The sequence below is a fragment of the Fictibacillus sp. 23RED33 genome (assembly GCF_015903925.1).
GTDB classification, from domain to species: domain Bacteria; phylum Bacillota; class Bacilli; order Bacillales; family Fictibacillaceae; genus Fictibacillus; species Fictibacillus phosphorivorans.
In genome coordinates, this window is sequence record NZ_JACZDX010000001.1 from 1,214,490 (window position 1) to 1,231,660 (window position 17,171).

The 17,171-nt window shown below is 38.1% G+C and carries 17 protein-coding genes and 1 pseudogene; 15 read left to right on the forward strand and 3 right to left on the reverse strand.

Annotated elements, in window-relative coordinates; translation table 11 throughout:
• Nucleotide 1 precedes the first annotated feature (1 nt).
• The 3 genes from IHV09_RS06335 (at nt 2) to glnA (ending at nt 3,216) form a co-directional block, all read left to right on the forward strand.
• On the forward strand, nt 2-1,270 hold the full coding sequence (locus IHV09_RS06335; protein WP_197127791.1) for an aminotransferase class I/II-fold pyridoxal phosphate-dependent enzyme: 1,269 nt from the start codon (nt 2-4) through the stop codon (nt 1,268-1,270).
• Nucleotides 1,271-1,406: 136 nt separating this feature from the next.
• Entirely contained in the window at nt 1,407-1,808 is a 402-nt protein-coding gene (locus IHV09_RS06340) for a MerR family transcriptional regulator (RefSeq protein ID WP_066393870.1), read from the forward strand.
• A 73-nt stretch (nt 1,809-1,881) separates the two neighbouring features.
• Nucleotides 1,882-3,216 carry a type I glutamate--ammonia ligase gene (gene glnA / locus IHV09_RS06345; RefSeq protein WP_191753558.1) on the forward strand — a complete coding sequence of 445 codons (1,335 nt, stop codon included), beginning with the start codon at nt 1,882-1,884 and terminating at the stop codon, nt 3,214-3,216.
• Nucleotides 3,217-3,257: 41 nt separating this feature from the next.
• Here the strand turns inward: glnA and IHV09_RS06350 are convergent, their stop codons facing one another.
• On the reverse strand, nt 3,258-4,097 hold the full coding sequence (locus IHV09_RS06350; protein WP_197263869.1) for a LysR family transcriptional regulator: 840 nt from the start codon (nt 4,095-4,097) through the stop codon (nt 3,258-3,260).
• A gap of 103 nt (nt 4,098-4,200) precedes the next feature.
• Here IHV09_RS06350 and IHV09_RS06355 point away from each other — a divergent pair, with 103 nt between their 5' ends.
• Nucleotides 4,201-5,043: a sulfite exporter TauE/SafE family protein gene (locus IHV09_RS06355; protein WP_197263870.1), complete on the forward strand. Its 843-nt coding sequence runs from the start codon at nt 4,201-4,203 to the stop codon at nt 5,041-5,043.
• Nucleotides 5,044-5,136: 93 nt separating this feature from the next.
• Complete coding sequence (locus IHV09_RS06360; RefSeq protein ID WP_197263871.1) at nt 5,137-5,433, forward strand: rhodanese-like domain-containing protein; 297 nt, start codon at nt 5,137-5,139, stop codon at nt 5,431-5,433.
• A 56-nt stretch (nt 5,434-5,489) separates the two neighbouring features.
• Here the strand turns inward: IHV09_RS06360 and IHV09_RS06365 are convergent.
• Together IHV09_RS06365 and lexA are read right to left on the reverse strand one after the other, a co-directional pair.
• Nucleotides 5,490-5,999: pseudogene (locus tag IHV09_RS06365) on the reverse strand (hypothetical protein); the annotation flags it as partial.
• Nucleotides 6,000-6,445: 446 nt separating this feature from the next.
• Nucleotides 6,446-7,060 (reverse strand): transcriptional repressor LexA, encoded by a 615-nt coding sequence (gene lexA, locus IHV09_RS06370; protein ID WP_197263872.1) that lies wholly within the window; start codon nt 7,058-7,060, stop codon nt 6,446-6,448.
• A 160-nt stretch (nt 7,061-7,220) separates the two neighbouring features.
• Between lexA and yneA the strand changes: the two genes are divergently transcribed.
• The 10 genes from yneA to IHV09_RS06420 all read left to right on the forward strand — a co-directional run bounded on the left by yneA (nt 7,221) and on the right by IHV09_RS06420 (nt 16,727).
• The gene (gene yneA, locus IHV09_RS06375) at nt 7,221-7,487 is read left to right on the forward strand and encodes a cell division suppressor protein YneA (protein WP_066393884.1); all 267 of its coding nucleotides are present in this window, start codon (nt 7,221-7,223) and stop codon (nt 7,485-7,487) included.
• 18 nt (nt 7,488-7,505) lie between these two features.
• Complete coding sequence (locus IHV09_RS06380) at nt 7,506-8,150, forward strand: YneB family resolvase-like protein (RefSeq protein ID WP_197263873.1); 645 nt, start codon at nt 7,506-7,508, stop codon at nt 8,148-8,150.
• Nucleotides 8,151-8,210: 60 nt separating this feature from the next.
• Nucleotides 8,211-8,450 carry a DUF896 domain-containing protein gene (locus IHV09_RS06385; protein ID WP_197127799.1) on the forward strand — a complete coding sequence of 80 codons (240 nt, stop codon included), beginning with the start codon at nt 8,211-8,213 and terminating at the stop codon, nt 8,448-8,450.
• A 104-nt stretch (nt 8,451-8,554) separates the two neighbouring features.
• On the forward strand, nt 8,555-8,839 hold the full coding sequence (locus IHV09_RS06390) for a HesB/YadR/YfhF family protein (RefSeq protein ID WP_197127800.1): 285 nt from the start codon (nt 8,555-8,557) through the stop codon (nt 8,837-8,839).
• Between the two features lie 173 nt (nt 8,840-9,012).
• The gene (gene tkt, locus IHV09_RS06395) at nt 9,013-11,016 is read left to right on the forward strand and encodes a transketolase (protein WP_370568931.1); all 2,004 of its coding nucleotides are present in this window, start codon (nt 9,013-9,015) and stop codon (nt 11,014-11,016) included.
• Nucleotides 11,017-11,166: 150 nt separating this feature from the next.
• A complete protein-coding gene (gene sirA / locus IHV09_RS06400) occupies nt 11,167-11,607 on the forward strand; it encodes a sporulation inhibitor of replication protein SirA (RefSeq protein ID WP_197127802.1) in 441 nt (146 codons plus the stop codon).
• Between the two features lie 77 nt (nt 11,608-11,684).
• A complete protein-coding gene (locus IHV09_RS06405) occupies nt 11,685-11,903 on the forward strand; it encodes a YneF family protein (RefSeq protein WP_066241071.1) in 219 nt (72 codons plus the stop codon).
• An 88-nt stretch (nt 11,904-11,991) separates the two neighbouring features.
• Nucleotides 11,992-13,038: a tRNA 2-selenouridine(34) synthase MnmH gene (mnmH, locus tag IHV09_RS06410; protein ID WP_197263875.1), complete on the forward strand. Its 1,047-nt coding sequence runs from the start codon at nt 11,992-11,994 to the stop codon at nt 13,036-13,038.
• 138 nt (nt 13,039-13,176) lie between these two features.
• Nucleotides 13,177-14,928: an ABC transporter transmembrane domain-containing protein gene (locus IHV09_RS06415; RefSeq protein WP_197263876.1), complete on the forward strand. Its 1,752-nt coding sequence runs from the start codon at nt 13,177-13,179 to the stop codon at nt 14,926-14,928.
• Nucleotides 14,925-16,727 (forward strand): ABC transporter ATP-binding protein, encoded by a 1,803-nt coding sequence (locus tag IHV09_RS06420; RefSeq protein WP_370568932.1) that lies wholly within the window; start codon nt 14,925-14,927, stop codon nt 16,725-16,727. The genes IHV09_RS06415 and IHV09_RS06420 overlap by 4 nt, the downstream gene beginning before the upstream one ends.
• Nucleotides 16,728-17,171 lie beyond the last annotated feature (444 nt).

Below are 17,171 nucleotides of genomic sequence, written 5' to 3' on the forward strand. Positions count from 1 at the left end.
CATGTATTCACAGTTTCAAAATGAAGACGTACTTAAAAAAACTACTGAAAAAGTAACAGAACGAATTGCAGAACAACATAAACTGATCGATGAGAAAAGTGAATTTAATCAGTTAAAGGTGTTGAGAGCCTTTCAAAACAATCAAGTAGGAGATCACCATTTTCATCCTTCAACAGGATATGGATACGATGATACGGGTCGTGATACTCTCGAAAAGGTATATGCGGATGTTTTTGGAGCAGAGGCTGCAATCGTTAGGCCACAAATCATCTCTGGTACTCATGCGATCACTCTGTCTTTATTCGGAATGCTCCGTCCTGGAGATGAACTCCTCTATATCACGGGTAAACCTTATGATACGCTCGAAGAAATCGTAGGGATCAGGGGAACGGGTGAAGGGTCCTTAAAAGATTACAACATTTCGTATCAACATGTAGATCTGACTTCTGAAGGAGCGATTAACTTTACAGAAGTCCAACGTGCAATTTCGGAAAAAACGAAAGTGATCGGAATTCAACGCTCAAAAGGTTATGCTGATCGTCCATCTTTTACAGTGAATGAAATAGAAGAAATGATATCTTTCGTAAAAGAAATCAAATCTGATGTGATCGTATTTGTGGATAATTGTTATGGAGAGTTTGTTGAAGAAAGAGAACCGATCGAAGCAGGAGCCGATGTAATTGCAGGTTCTTTGATTAAAAATCCTGGCGGTGGTCTTGCTAAAACAGGTGGCTATATCGCTGGAAAAGAGAATTTGATCGACAGGATCTCTTACCGATTAACTTCCCCTGGAATCGGCCGTGAAGCAGGAGCGTCACTTTACAGTCTTCAAGAGATGTATCAAGGGTTCTTCCTTGCGCCTCATGTAACGGCACAAGCATTGAAAGGAGCGGTGTTTACAGCTGCTTTCTTAGAAGAATTAGGAATGGAAACGCGTCCTTCATATGATGCAAAGAGAACAGATCTTATCCAATCTGTAGTCTTTAATGATCGAGAGCGTATGATCAAATTCTGTCAAGCTATTCAAAAGGCATCTCCGATCAACTCTTATGCGATTCCATACCCTGATTATATGCCTGGTTATGAAGACGATGTAATCATGGCAGCGGGTACTTTTATTCAAGGTGCAAGCATCGAGCTAACAGCTGATGGTCCGATCAGACCGCCATACATAGCGTTTGTGCAGGGTGGGCTAACGTATGAACATGTTAAGATTGCCGTATTATCAGCTGTCGATGAACTTTTAACACAAGGGCTTATTAGTAGATAACTTATCCTTAAAAGAAACAAGAAAAAGAGGCGGTAAGCCTCTTTTTTGTTTTGATGTTAATTTTTCTAACATTAGGATTGACATGTGAGCTTTTGTGACATAAGATATAAAAAGAAGTTGAAAGGAGGTAGGCAATATGAACGATATGAATCGTAGGAACTTACCTTTGTTCCCCATCAGCATCGTCATGCAGCTGACTGAACTATCAGCTCGTCAGATTCGTTATTACGAAGAGCATGATCTTATTCATCCTGCACGAACTGAAGGGAACCGTCGTTTATTCTCATTTAATGATGTCGATAAACTTCTTGAGATCAAAGCACTTCTTGAACAAGGTGTGAATTTAGCCGGTATCAAACGAGTCTTTGAGCTAAATGAACAGGCAGCAGAATTAATTAAGAACCAGCCGAATGTGCAAGGTGTTCAACAAATTTCCGAATCTGCGCTTCATCGCAGGTTAAAAAGGGAATTGATTCATGCTGGCAGACATGGAAAAACCTCATTGATTCAAGGCGAACTATCCAGGTTTTTTCATTAAAATCATTTAATAATACTTACGATGTGAACAATCGCCATAACCAGGCGCTTTATATTTAAAGGAGGAGAAAGATTTGTCTAAGTACACTAAAGAAGATATCTTAAGAATGGTAAAAGAAGAAAACGTAAGATTTATCCGTTTGCAATTTACTGATTTATTGGGTGTTATCAAAAATGTTGAGATTCCGATTGGTCAACTTGAAAAAGCTTTAGAGAACAAGATGATGTTTGATGGATCTTCTATTGAAGGATTCGTTAGAATAGAAGAATCAGATATGAATCTTTATCCTGATTTAGATACATTCATGATCTTCCCATGGACTTCTGAAAAAGGCAAAGTTGCACGTTTGATCTGTGACATTTTCATGCCTGACGGAAATCCGTTTGATGGAGATCCTCGTGGAATCTTAAAGCGCGTATTAAAAGAGATGGAAGACCTAGGTTTCTCTGATTTCAATATTGGACCTGAACCAGAATTCTTCTTATTCAAGAATGACGAGAAGGGTGAGCCGACTCTAGAACTAAACGATAAAGGTGGATATTTCGACTTAGCTCCAACTGACCTTGGTGAAAACTGCCGTAGAGATATCGTTTTAGAACTTGAAGATATGGGCTTTGAAATCGAAGCTTCTCACCATGAAGTAGCACCTGGACAGCATGAGATCGATTTTAAATATGCTGATGCAGTAAGCACATGTGATAACATTCAAACGTTTAAGTTAGCTGTAAAAACGATCGCACGTAAACATGGTCTTCATGCAACATTCATGGCTAAACCATTGTTCGGTGTGAACGGATCAGGTATGCACGCAAACATGTCTCTATTCAAAGATGGAGAAAACGTGTTCTATGATGCGAAATCTGAAACAGGATTAAGCGAAACAGCAATGCATTTCCTAGCAGGTATCTTAAAGCATGCACAAGATTTTACAGCGATCACGAACCCGACTGTAAACTCTTATAAGCGTCTTGTACCTGGTTACGAAGCGCCTTGTTACGTTGCATGGTCTATGCAAAACAGAAGCCCGCTTATTCGTATTCCAGCTTCTCGCGGCATCAGTACTCGTATTGAGGTAAGAAGCGTTGACCCAACGGCTAACCCTTATCTTGCTATGGCAGTGTTGCTTGCAGCAGGTCTTGATGGAATCAAGAACAAGCTAAACGCTCCAAAGCCAATCGATAGAAACATCTATGTGATGGATAAAGAAGAGCGCGAAGCAGAAGGAATCAAAGATCTTCCAGCAACATTAAAAGAAGCCCTAACTCTATTCAGCAAAAACGAAGTTCTAACAACAGCTCTAGGAGCACATGCTACAGAGCACTTCATTGAAGCGAAAGAGATCGAGTGGGATATGTTCCGTACACAAGTTCACCCTTGGGAACGCGAACAATATATGAGCATGTACTAAAAGGATTACCCCTGATATCATTATCAGGGTTTTTTTTGTTCTTAAGAAAATTTCCGAAGTAGTTTCAATACTTCTGAGTAAATGGTGCCTATGGCGTACTCTTCAGCATATACCGCATAAAAGGGACGATAAACAACATGTGGATCGAGTGGGACAAGCTTTCCTTCTGATACTTCATCCTTAACCATCCAATAGGATAGAAATCCAATGCCAAGTCCTCTAACAGCTAACTGTTTAATCAAATAATGACTGCTTGCTTCAATGATCTCCGTCGGTTCAATTCTTTCGGAACGCAGAAGTTGATCAGCATATTCCCTTGTACCAGATCCTTTCTCTCTAAGAATAAGTGGAGAGTTTTCAATAGACATTTTATGCTGTGCATAAAAGCGCAGCTCATCTCTGCTGACTACTTCTACCTGAAAAGGATCTAATCCACTTGTTCCTTCAACTAAAGCTATATCAATCTTCTTCTTTTGTAATTCCTCGACTATTTGTTCGTGATTATGAATCATGAGCTTTAGACGGATAAATGGATAGAGTAACTTTATCTTCTTTACGAAGTCTGGTAATAATAAGTCGCTTACGGTATGTGTTGCTCCGATTCGGAGTAGAATTTCTTCATTTTTTTCTTTTATTGATTCAATCGTTCTTGAAATTTCTAACATTTTCTTACCTTGTTCGAATACTTGTACCCCAGCGTTTGTTAATTCAAAAGATTGATTCATTCCAGACCTTTGAATAAGCTTCAAACCTAAATAATCCTCTAGCTTTCTGATGTGGACGCTTATAGTGGGTTGAGATAGGTTTAGGAATTCGCTTGTTTTTGTAAAATGTTTTAGGTGAGCAAGTGTCACAAAACTTCTGATCCAATCTAATTGCATAATGAAACCTCCATTAAGATTCGTAATGGTTCCAATAATATTTATTCATTTTTATTATAAATAAACTGGAGTTACAATGATAGGAGGAAGGAAGTGTTATGAAATGGAGTGGCTTTTGTTTATTATTGGTGGAGCAGCAATCGGTGTTATCTCCGGTTTTTTTGGGATTGGCGGGGGTATTATACTGACTCCTGTCCTTTTAGTACTTGGTTACGAACCTAGCGGAGCCATTATACTCTCTTTAATGTTGACATTGGGCTCAACAGTTACTGGCACACTATCTCACATAAAAATGAAAAATGTAAACGTTCGTTTGGCGTGTATACTCGGATTATTCGGGGTAATAGGGGCTGTTTCAACTGTGCCAATCGTACATTGGCTCGAAAAAATAAATGGAGCATCAACGGTTATTTCAACTGTATATGTTCTGATCTTGAGCTGGTTCGCACTTCAATTTTTAACCAATAGACAATCTGTTAGAAAAGAGAGGGGAAAGTCTTGGATTCCATTAATTGGTTTGTTTACAGGAATCATATCATCACTTATGGGGGTTAGTGGTGGTTTCGTGATGACACCATTACTTACAAAGAAAGTTGGTATTGAACTCAATAAAGCAATCGGTACAAGTATTGCGGCAGCTTCGATTATTGTGATCTCTGGAATCGGATCTTATGTGTATGGAGGAGCAGAAATGGATTATCGCCACGGTTTGCTACTGATCGTCGGAGCACTTATTGGTACTCCATTTGGTATCTTCAATTTGAAGAAGTTTTCTGAAGATAGGGTGAAAGAAATGCTTGCTCTCTTTTATATTGTAGTCGCATTGAGTGTAGTTTTTAAAATGTTATCTTTAACGATATTGTCTCTTGGACTGTTACTCACAGCGGTAGGACTATTCTTTATCGTACTATTTTATAACAAAGTTTCTCGATTATTAAGAGTTTAATGAGATTGGCTTCTGACATTTGGGAGAGAGGAACACCTTGACAATATACCCCATCAGGGTATATTGCGGTCACATGTATAGGAGGAATAGAGAGTGAAACAGTTAACGGCTAAAGAACTTGAGAAAAAATTAAAAGAAGGGCAATCTCTTCATATGATTGATGTTCGTGAAACATCTGAAGTGAAAGAAGGAAAAATACCAACAACCATGAATATCCCACTAGGTTTGTTAGAGTTTCGTATACATGAATTGGACAAATCTAAAGAGTACGTATTAGTTTGTCGTTCTGGAGGTAGAAGCAGTCGGGCATATAAGCTTCTTCAAAGCTACGGTTTTAATGTGAACAATATGGTAGGTGGTATGGAAGCATGGGAAGGGAACACCGAATAACTTTATACTACTTAGAAACAAAACCCCTGACAGCATAGAAGTCAGGGGTTTTAAAATCATTTGATCTCGATGGCGGATGCAATATTGTTCCAGTCAGATGCCATGTTTGCAGTCTTACCATACCAATCAGAGTGCTTAAATAAGACTCCTTTTCCATAGCCTTGTGATGAAGTATGCTGCCAGAGCGTGGTCGAGTAGCTTGATGAAGGTGATGCAGTGCTTAGTGATGAGATTCTATCATTCCAGCTTGAAGGGAGGTTCTTAAAACCGTCTCTCCAATAAATGTAGGCGCCACCTTTGTTCTTGTTCTCATAAAAGTCTGTACAACAAGCACCTGTACCCATCGTATCGATTTTCTTTTGTTGTTTAAGCTTGTCCTTTTCGATATAGGCATTTAATTCTTTCATGTTTGTGAATCCATATGCCAACCAATCGCCGCTCTTATTCTGTTTTGGAAGTACCATAGTCACTTTGATGTGATCATCTAGTAGCTTAAAAGCATTAGATTCGACAGCTTTACCGTCCACATTCACGTAGTCAAATGACTTAATCGTATACTCTTTTTCTGCATATGTCTTAGGTGAAAATACTACTGCGGCAAGAGCAAAACAAATCATATAAAGATATAGTTTTTTGCGCATTATTCTCACTCCCATTATTCGTAATTTTTTATTCTGAAATAATAACACTTGTCCTCCCTTCGATCACCTCCTATCAATTCATACGATTGTTATTAAAATGATTAAAGTTAAACGAAGAGCAAAGGAGTTTTGGTTAACCTCGTTACATTGCCAATTTAAACTATTTAGGTATAATATGTAAATGGATAAAAAGACTTAATATTCAGTCAATTAATAGAACTAATCCTTCATTAGTCGAGTACCGGAGTGCCTATGAATGATCTTTTAAAAGTATTATTAATCTATGAATTAGTAAAGTAATAGGACGAAAAAAAGAAGTATCTAGTCAATTAGATACTTCTTCTAAGGAAAATTCAGAATTAAGGATTAGATTAATGAATACTTCGGTATACGCCGATTACTTTACCTAAAATCGTACAGCTCTGTAAGATGATCGGTTCCATCGATGAATTTTCAGGTTGCAAGCGGATATGGTTTCTTTCTTTGAAGAATCTTTTTACAGTCGCTTCATCTTCATCGGTCATAGCTACGATGATATCTCCATTATTTGCTGTAGGCTGCTGTTTTACAACAACTAAGTCCCTATTGAAAATTCCTGCTTCAATCATACTATCACCAACAACAGATAACATGAATACGTTCTCGTCCCCAACAACGTGCTCAGGTAGAGGGAAGTATTCTTCTACGTTCTCAACTGCACTGATTGGAATACCTGCCGTAACTTTACCGATCACAGGGATTGAAACAGAACGAACAGAAGGGATGTTGTCTTCTAGACCTAATACTTCAATTGCTCTTGGCTTTGTTGGATCTCGCCTTATAAGCCCCTTTTTTTCAAGTCTTGCTAAATGTCCGTGAACGGTAGAGCTTGATGCAAGGCCAACTGCCTCTCCAATTTCACGAACTGAAGGCGGATACCCTTTTTGTGATACTTCCTCTTTTATGAAAGCCAATATATCCAATTGTCGTCTGGATAATTTAGTCATTTTTTAGCACCTCACCGAATTTTTTATCTATAAAAAGTATATCATGGAGAATTAAGAGATACAAACATAAGTTCGAAAAAATAGTTGACACCGAACAAATGTTCCAGTTATTATGAATGTAAGAGATGCGAACAAACGTTTGTTGAAAGGGGATATCACAATGAAACAAGGGACAATGCATGTTATTGTATTTTTAGGGTTGTTAGGTGGTATATTTTTTACGTTATCAAATCTTGCCTCACAAGAAGCTCAATATATCGAAGTAACCATACAGGAGGGGGACTCACTGTGGAGTCTTTCTGAAGAGTATAATGCCAAGCACCATTATTCCAATTGGGAATTTATAAAATGGGTCGAAAAGAAGAACAGTGTAAATGCGGCAGCTGTTTTTCCAGGTCAGAAAGTAATCATACCAGTCAATAAATAAAAAAGCGGGTTTTAAACAATGAAAGCAATCATTTACTCCAGAGTTAGTACAGATAAAGATGAACAAATAACTTCATTAGAAAGACAAGAAGCGGAACTAAAGAAGTTAGCACTACAATTTAAATTTGAAGTTTTGAATTGTTACCGTGAAAAAGCAAGTGGTTTTTCTTTAGATCGAGAAGAGTTGTTAAATATATTAGATCTTGCAAGGGATGGAGAGTTTCAGTGCCTTCTTGTGCAAGATGATACTCGTTTAGGTAGAGGAAAAGCTAAGATGGCATTACTTCATCAGTTGATCAAATACAACATTAAAGTTTATACGCTCTCTAATAACGGAGAATACACATTAACAGAAGCGGACGAAATGGTGCTTGATATTGTGTCTACTGTAGAAGAATACCAACGAAAGCTTCATAATATGAAGATCAAGCGTGGAATGAGAAAAGCTGTTAAAGAAGGGTATAAACCTCAAAAGAATTTAAAAAATCAAACTGGTGGTGGCAGAGACAAAAAGGAAGTGCCAATCTCTGAAATCGTACGATTAAAGAACATGAAGCTTACATTTCATGACATTGCTTTAACGCTTAGAGGGCTGGGCTTTGATGTGTCTAAAGCAACCGTACATAGAAGATATAAAGAACATGTGGAAAATACAGATAACTAGAAATTCCTTTCATTCTGCTGTAGGATAGAGTGAAGAATGCTTTAAAAAGGAGTTTTTACTATGTTATCTAAAGATAAGATGCAACGTATAAATGAACTGTCTAGAAAATCTAAACAATCAGATTTAACATCAGCAGAAAAAGCTGAACAAAAAAAACTACGAGAAGAATATTTACAAGTTTTCCGTAAATCCTTCGTTCAAGATTTGCATGGTATGACCTTTGTTGATCCGAACGGGGATGATGTAACACCTGAAAAATTAAAACGAAGTAAAGATAATAAAAATAACCTCAAACATTAATAAGAAATGCCTATTTACTCACTGTAAATAGGCATTTTTTTCTGTTGCAATCTATACACATTAGTATATACTGTTATATAACAACTTTGAAAGGGGAGAATATTTTGACTTTTTCAATTACAAGTGCAGCTGCGAACCTTTATAAGGATATTGCTTTAGAAGCGTCAGAGGCTTTAAGACTTTTCGTAAAATATGCAGGAAGTGGTGACTCGGGAGGTTTTTCCCTTGGTGTGACCGCTGATGTGCCTGAAGAGAACGATTACATTCAAGAGATTGAAGGTCTTCGATTTTTTGTTCGAAACGAAGATAAATGGTTCGTTGAGAATATGAAACTTGATTATGATGAAAATACGGATCATTTTTCATGTCACTTACCAGGTCTCGCATAATAAAATTTAACCGCCTGTTCTAATACAACGAAAAAGTTGTAGGATAACAGGCGGTTTTTGTATGTTTTCATGAGTAGATGGTAAAATAACTATAGTTAAAAATGTGTTTGTCTTGTCTAATTGCATTTGAACGTTTATTATGAAAGTCAAAACTGTTTAGTACATATGAAGGGATGATTTTTTTGTCACGAACTATTGATGAATTAGCAATTAATACAATAAGAACACTTTCTATCGACAGCATAGAAAAAGCGAACTCAGGGCATCCAGGTATGCCGATGGGTGCTGCGCCTATGGCATATAGCTTATGGTCTAAATTCATGAACCATAATCCTGCAAATCCTGAATGGTTCAACCGTGACCGTTTTGTACTATCAGCAGGACATGGATCGATGTTGTTATATAGCTTGCTACATTTGAGTGGATATGGTTTAACAATTGATGATCTGAAGAATTTCAGACAATGGGGAAGTAAGACTCCAGGTCACCCAGAATTCGGTCATACGGTTGGTGTTGAAGCAACAACTGGCCCGCTTGGTCAAGGGATTGCGATGGCTGTAGGTATGGCTATGGCTGAGCGTCACTTAGCTGCAAAATATAACCGTGATGGACATGAAGTGATTGATCACTTTACTTATTCTATCTGTGGTGATGGAGACCTTATGGAGGGTGTTTCTGCTGAAGCAGCTTCACTTGCAGGTCATCTTGCGCTTGGTAGAATGATCGTACTTTACGATTCAAATGATATTTCTTTGGATGGGGACCTTCATCACTCATTCTCTGAAAGTGTAAAACAAAGATTTGAAGCTTATGGCTGGCAAGTTCTTTATGTGGAAGATGGAACAGATCTTGATGAGATCGAAAAAGCACTATCAGAAGCCCGTGAAGAACTTAACAAGCCAACTCTTATTGAAGTGAAGACTGTGATCGGACATGGTTCACCAAATAAATCAGGAAAATCTGCTTCTCATGGAGCGCCGCTAGGTAAAGATGAGATCTTACTAACAAAAGAAGCGTACAAATGGACGTTTGAGCAAGATTTCCATGTTCCTGAAGAAGTACAATCACACTTTGAACAACTGAAGAGTGAAGGACAAACAAAAGAAGAAGAGTGGAACAAGCAATTCGATGCTTATGCAGAAGCTTATCCAGAATTAGCTAACGAGCTTCAAGAAGCGATCAAAGGAAATCTTCCTGAGAATTGGGACAAAGACCTTCCTGACTACGACAAAGCTATAGCTACTCGTTCATCTTCAGGTAAGGCGATCAATGCTTTAGCTAAGAGTGTGCCATCACTATTTGGTGGATCTGCTGACTTAGCAGGATCAAATAAAACACTTATTGAAGGCGAAAATAATTTCAGTCGCAACGACTACAGCGGACGTAACATCTGGTTTGGTGTTCGTGAGTTCGCTATGGGAGCAGCACTGAACGGAATGGCTCTGCATGGCGGACTGAATGTGTTCGGTGGAACATTCTTTGTGTTCTCTGATTATGTAAGACCTGCTATTCGATTATCTGCTCTAATGGGGCTTCCTGTAACGTATGTATTAACGCATGACAGTGTAATGGTAGGAGAAGATGGTCCAACTCATGAACCAGTTGAGCAACTTGCTTCTCTTCGTGCGATGCCAAATCTTAACGTGATTCGTCCGGCTGATGGATATGAGTCAAACGCAGCTTGGAAATTAGCGCTTGAGAGCAAGAACCAGCCGACTGCATTGGTATTAAGCCGTCATGACCTACCGATCTTAAAGAACACAAAAGAGAATGCTTATGAAGGTGTTAAGCGAGGAGCTTATGTTGTTTCGCCAGCTGAAGCTGATGCAGATGTATTGCTTCTTTCTGCAGGATCTGAAGTTAGTATTGCAGTTGCTGCACAAGAACTACTTCAAAAAGAAGGAATTTCAGCTTCAGTCGTTTCTATGCCATCTTGGGAAAGTTTTGATAAGCAAGATAACGACTATAAAGAATCTGTACTTCCAAAGAATATTACGAAGCGTTTAGCGATTGAAATGGGAGCTTCACTCGGTTGGCATAAATATGTTGGCCTTGAAGGAGATACGCTAACAATCGATACGTTTGGTGCATCTTCTCCTGGAGAAGTCATTCAAAAAGAATTCGGATTTACTCCAGAGAACATCGTAAAACGTGTTAAAGACATGTTAAATAAATAAAAAATTCGCATGAATAAGGAGGTTTCCGAGAGGAAACCTCCTTTTCTTACTGATTCGACAAAAGTAGTTAGAATCTGCACACCTTTTTAGACAAGCTTCTTTACGTATATTGTATATACTTTTAGAAAATGATTGGAGAGGAGCTTGTTCATGAGAGAATTTTATATCTATCTAATCACAAAAGAAGTTGCTCATTCCTATTATGGCAAGGAAAATAAGCTGTTTCAGTTGTTTTTCGAAGAACAGCGCTCAAATGGCTTATCTAAAACCATCCTACAAAAGCAGATCAGTTACATAACCTCTCTATTATCTGTTTCTCAACTAGAAAAACACTTTTGGAACCATTTAAGTGGTGCACAGGAATGGCGTTCAGAAGGAGAAACATACTCTTTATCTTGCAAAGATAGCATCGTGAGAATAGAACTCACTGATCAATATATCCACCTTTACAGTATCGGAAACTTTGAAGCAGAAACGATTATATTTGAGGCGCTTCGCCAATATGAACCTTACTTTCTTGCGATGGACTATGGTGAAAGAAAATTTGGATGGCTTTCACCGTTTAAATTGAACATGGTCTATGCCACTTAATTCTCTTTCAATCTTGTATGTGTAGGTAAACTTGTAGTAAACTAGTTCTAGACAACATGAAGGAGGAAGTTTTAACAATGGGTACTGGTATGATAATCCTTGTGTGTGCACTCTCACTGATTGCAGGTGTTGCGATCGGATTTTTTATTGCCCGCAAGTATATGATGAGTTATTTACAAAAAAATCCACCGATTAATGAAAATATGTTGCGTGTGATGATGATGCAGATGGGGCAAAAGCCTTCACAGAAGAAAATTAATCAAATGATGCAGGCTATGAACAAGCAGATGAAGTAAGAGTTGGACAAGCACCCTGATGAATAATCGGGTGCTTGTTTTCGTTCTCTTTACAAATAGCGTTATGTATCAATAAAGGATGATGGCAATGAACAACGTTGAGACGATTTCCATAGATGAGATAGATGCAAATCATTATTTGCTTTTTGATGTAAGATCTCCGAAAGAATTTGAAGAGTACCATATTCCTGGTGCGTTTAATGTGAGTATATTTTCAAATGAGGAAAGAGCAGAAATAGGGACGTTGTACAAACAGGAAAGTAAAGAAGCTGCGATGGAGCGTGGACTGCAAGTTGTTGCACCCAAACTTCCGTCTTTATATAATCAGATAAATTCCCAAAGTAAAGAAAATCCTGAAAAACAGGTTGTTATCTATTGCGCAAGAGGTGGATTTCGTTCAAGGAGTATCGCTCAAACGATGAGCATGATGGGGATAAAGACCCTACAGCTCGATGGAGGCATACGGTCGTATAGAAAGAAGATTGATGCTTTTTTTAGAGAGATGGAGGCTGAACCAAGAAAGATCATCGTACTTGAAGGTCATACTGGTACGATGAAAACGAAACTACTGAAACAACTGCAAGAAGAAGGATATCCAGTACTGAACCTTGAAGAAATGGCAGGACATAAAGGCTCGATTTTCGGAAAGATCGGAGAACACCCCTCTTCGCAGAAGAAGTTTGAATCAAGACTTTATGAACAACTTCAGAAGTCGGAGAAATCTACAGCGATTATTATTGAATCAGAGAGTAAACGTATTGGGAGAGTAGTCGTTCCCAATTTTCTGTTAGAAGGTAAATACAGCGGTGTTCGAATTCATGTGGAGCTACCTTTTCATTTAAGGGTTAAATATATTTGTAATGTGTACGAGCCGCTTCTGCATAAAGATGAGATTATTGAAGCGGTCAATAAGCTGTCAAAAAGAATTCCCACAGCAATCATGTTAGACATTCAAGAAAACCTGAAAACGTTAAATTATGAAAATGTAGTATCACTGCTGCTTGAGAATTATTATGATCCTAAATATGATTACGCACAACAGCAATATGAAAGTGAGTGCATCAAACTGAATAGTGATTCCTATCAAGGCGTCTATACAAAAGTAAAGAACGTATTAGATCAGTATTTGCCCTAAAAAATCTAAATCAGTTACAGATGATTTCAAAAAGGCCCTTTTAATGGGGTCTATTTTTGTGAAACTTTTTCCTTTTCGGAATTTTCATATATTGGTAAACTAGAATTGTTTTGATATAGAAACAAGGGGGAACGGGCGTTGAGGGTTTTTCTGCAGTTGATGTGGTATTTTAAACAAGAAAAGTGGCGGTATATAGGCGGAATCGTAATGCTTGCCTTCGTGTCACTGGGATTATTGGTCCCTCCAAAAGTGGTCGGGCTCATTGTCGATCATATTGAAGAAGGTACGATAACCGAAGAGATCTTATGGAAATATGCTGCAGTTTTAATCAGCATTGCGATAGGTATCTATGTTCTTCGGTATATCTGGAGAATATTAATCTTCGGTTCAGCTGTTAAATTGGCGATGTTACTAAGAAATAGGCTGTACGAACATTTTACGAAAAAATCACAAGAGTTCTATCAAAAGAGACGTGTAGGAGACTTGATGGCTCATTCTACGAACGATCTTCAAGCTATTCAACAGACTGCTGGGGATGGCGTTTTAACGCTAGTAGATTCATTGATGATGGGTGGTTTTACATTAATCGCAATGGCAACAACGATCAGTTGGAAATTAACACTTGTCAGTCTTCTGCCCTTACCAATTATGGCGTGGGCAACAAACAAATATGGTACGATGCTGCACAAAAGGTTTCATAGTGCACAAGAAGCATTCTCAACTTTGAACGATAAAGTGCAAGAAAGTATCTCTGGTACGAGGGTAATTAAAGCTTTTGGTCAAGAAAAAGATGATATTGACAGCTTTTCGGATCTCTCGAAAGATGCAGTTAGGAAAAATATGGCTGTTGCTCGTGTTGATTCTTTGTTCGACCCTACTATATCTCTGATCATTGGATTCTCCTTTTTTCTAGCGGTCGGTTATGGATCGATTCTTGTAACGCGTAATGAACTAACAATAGGAGAACTTGTTTCATTTACTAGTTATCTCGGATTGTTAATATGGCCGATGCTTGCATTTGGCTGGTTGTTTAATATTGTAGAGCGAGGAAGAGCTTCTTATGATCGTGTTGAATCACTTCTTGCTGTAAAAGAAGAGATTGAAGACAATGGTTCAATCGAAAACAGTCCCAAAGGTGATATTTCATTTCAATTAAAGCAATTTTTTTACACTACAGGTGCTTCTGTTTTAAGTGATATCCATTTTACTTTAAAACGAGGTCAGACTCTTGGGGTCGTCGGAAAGACAGGTAGCGGTAAAACAACACTATGCAAGTTATTGCTGCGTGAATTTCAATTAAGATCAGACGACATTATTTTAGATAATCACGATATTTGTGAATACAAATTGAATGCGTTACGAAGTTCGATCGGTTATGTACCACAGGACCATTTTTTATTTTCAGCTACCATTGCAGAAAATATTGCTTTTTCAAAAGTCGATTCACCTTTTTCAGAAATAAAAGAAGCGGCAGAGCTTGCCTCGATTCATAAAGACATTTCTCAGTTTAAATATGGATATGAAACAGTAGTAGGTGAGAGAGGAGTCACACTTTCAGGAGGACAAAAGCAAAGGATCTCAATTGCAAGGGCATTGATAAAAAATCCAGAAATGTTAATTCTAGACGACTCCCTTTCAGCAGTTGATGCTAAAACAGAGGAATCCATCCTTCAGCAATTAAAGAACAAACGGCAAAATCAAACGACGATTATAACTGCTCATCGACTATCATCGATCGCGCATTGCGATCTAATCATCGTTTTGGAAAATGGAACAATCGTACAACGAGGTACTCATCACAGCTTGTTGAACGAAGAAGGATGGTACAAAGAAACATATGAAAAACAAGCTTTGGAAACGCTGATTTCACAGGGAGGTGTGATCAAATGAGTGCCGAGCAAGAACCTACACTCGATGAATTGCAGCAAATGAAGCAGTGGACTGTTTTTAAAAGACTTATGTCTTATACAAAACCACACAAAAAACGTTTGGCATTCGCCTTCTTTTTGTTATTAGTCGCAACAGCAGCTGAATTAACGGGTCCAATTCTCGTTAAAACGTTCATCGACGATTTTGTCACACCTCGAAATTTTGAACAAAGAGCTTTGGTGATACTCGCTACAGGATACATTGGATTAATCATAATCTCAGCGGTTGTAAACTATGTTCAATTTGTTTTGTTCCAATCTGTAGCACTTGACATTATTCAAACTCTGCGGATCCAAGTGTATACAAAGGTCCATTCATTAGGATTAAAATTCTTTGATCGAACACCAGTAGGAAGCTTAGTTTCACGAATTACGAACGACACAGAAGCAGTTAAAGATCTTTATGTAAGTGTACTCTCGACGTTTGTTCAAAATATCGTATTCTTATTTGGTATCTTTGGATTCATGTTCTATTTGAATGTCAAACTTGCACTATTCTGTTTGTGTATCTTGCCGTTCATTGTTTTGATCATGTGGCTGTATCGTAAATATAGTTCTAGGTCGTTTTATGACATGAGAGAAAAACTTAGCCAGTTGAATGCAAAATTAAATGAATCTCTTCAAGGGATGTCCATCGTACAAGCGTTCAATCAGCAAAAGAGGCTTCGAAAAGAGTTTGCAAAAATCAATCAAGAACATAATGATGCACAATTCAGAAATATAAAATACAACGGTTTGTTGCTTAGACCTGCCGTTGATCTTGTTTATATGCTTGCATTGTTGATGATTCTTTCCTTTTTTGGCATCAAATCATTTAATTCTCCTGTTGAGATCGGTGTGATTTATGCTTTTATCAATTATCTGGATCGCTTTTTTGAACCTGTTAATATGATGATGATGCGCCTTTCTATTTTTCAGCAAGCTATCGTATCAGCAGGACGCGTATTTACAGTCATGGATGAAGAAGAGTTTGCACCGGTGAAGAAAGGGAATACGGTTCCGGCGATTTCAAGAGGTAAGATTGAATTTAAAGATGTTTCATTTTCTTATGATGGAGAGCAGGAAGTTCTTAAAGGGATCTCTTTCACTGCAGAGCCGGGTCAAACAGTGGCTCTTGTCGGTCATACCGGAAGTGGTAAGAGCTCAATCATCAATTTACTCATGCGCTTTTATGAAGTGAATAAAGGTCAGATTTTGATCGATGACATTCCTTTATCAAACTACGAAAACAATGAGTTAAGAAACAAGATGGGACTCGTTTTGCAAGATCCCTTTTTATTTGTTGGCGATATTATGCAAAACGTAAGATTATACGACAAAACCATTACGGACGAAGACGTAATGAATGCAGCAAGATTTGTTCAGGCATCATCGTTTATCGAAAGACTTCCTGAGGGTTATCAAACAGAGTTAGGAGAAAGAGGGGCAACCTTTTCAAGTGGACAAAGACAACTGATCTCTTTTGCGCGAACGATGGCTTACTCTCCTAAAATCTTGATACTCGACGAAGCGACGGCAAACATCGATACAGAGACCGAAGAAGAGATACAAGAAGCGCTTCATAAAATGCGCAGCGGCAGAACGACAATTGCTATTGCACACAGACTATCCACGATACAAGACGCAGAACTCATTCTTGTGTTGCATAAAGGGGAAATTGTTGAAAGAGGGACTCACCAAGAACTATTAAGACAGCGAGGTTTGTATCATAAGATGTTCCTATTGCAACATGGAAAAGATTCTATGAACGATGTAGGTTAACAAACTTAATGATTTATGTATTATGTGACAGCTCTTCTAAGAAGAAGAGCTGTTTTAATTTGTGTGACTTTCTATAAAAAAGATTGTTGCTTTCAAATCTTTGTCTTATCTGATAGTTGATTGGAGTGGAAGGTGCGTGCCTACCTCCTGAAATACATCTCGCAAGGCATGCGACGAGGAAGCTAAATACGGTAGCTTTAACTTGTAGGCGCAGGAGCGTGGTATCTATTATGAGACACTTAAAAGTGAATCGCAAGAATGTGGCTCACCGCCTGCCCTGCGGAAAGCGAGCACCTGTAACGGAAATCAACTACTTCCAAGAGCTACAAATTTTTTACTTTAATTTTTCGAAAATATGAACTTCTGTTTTAAGTGATTGACTTATTTGCAAATTATTCTATTATAAGATAGCATACACGTACAGACAAACTGAATAAAAGGATG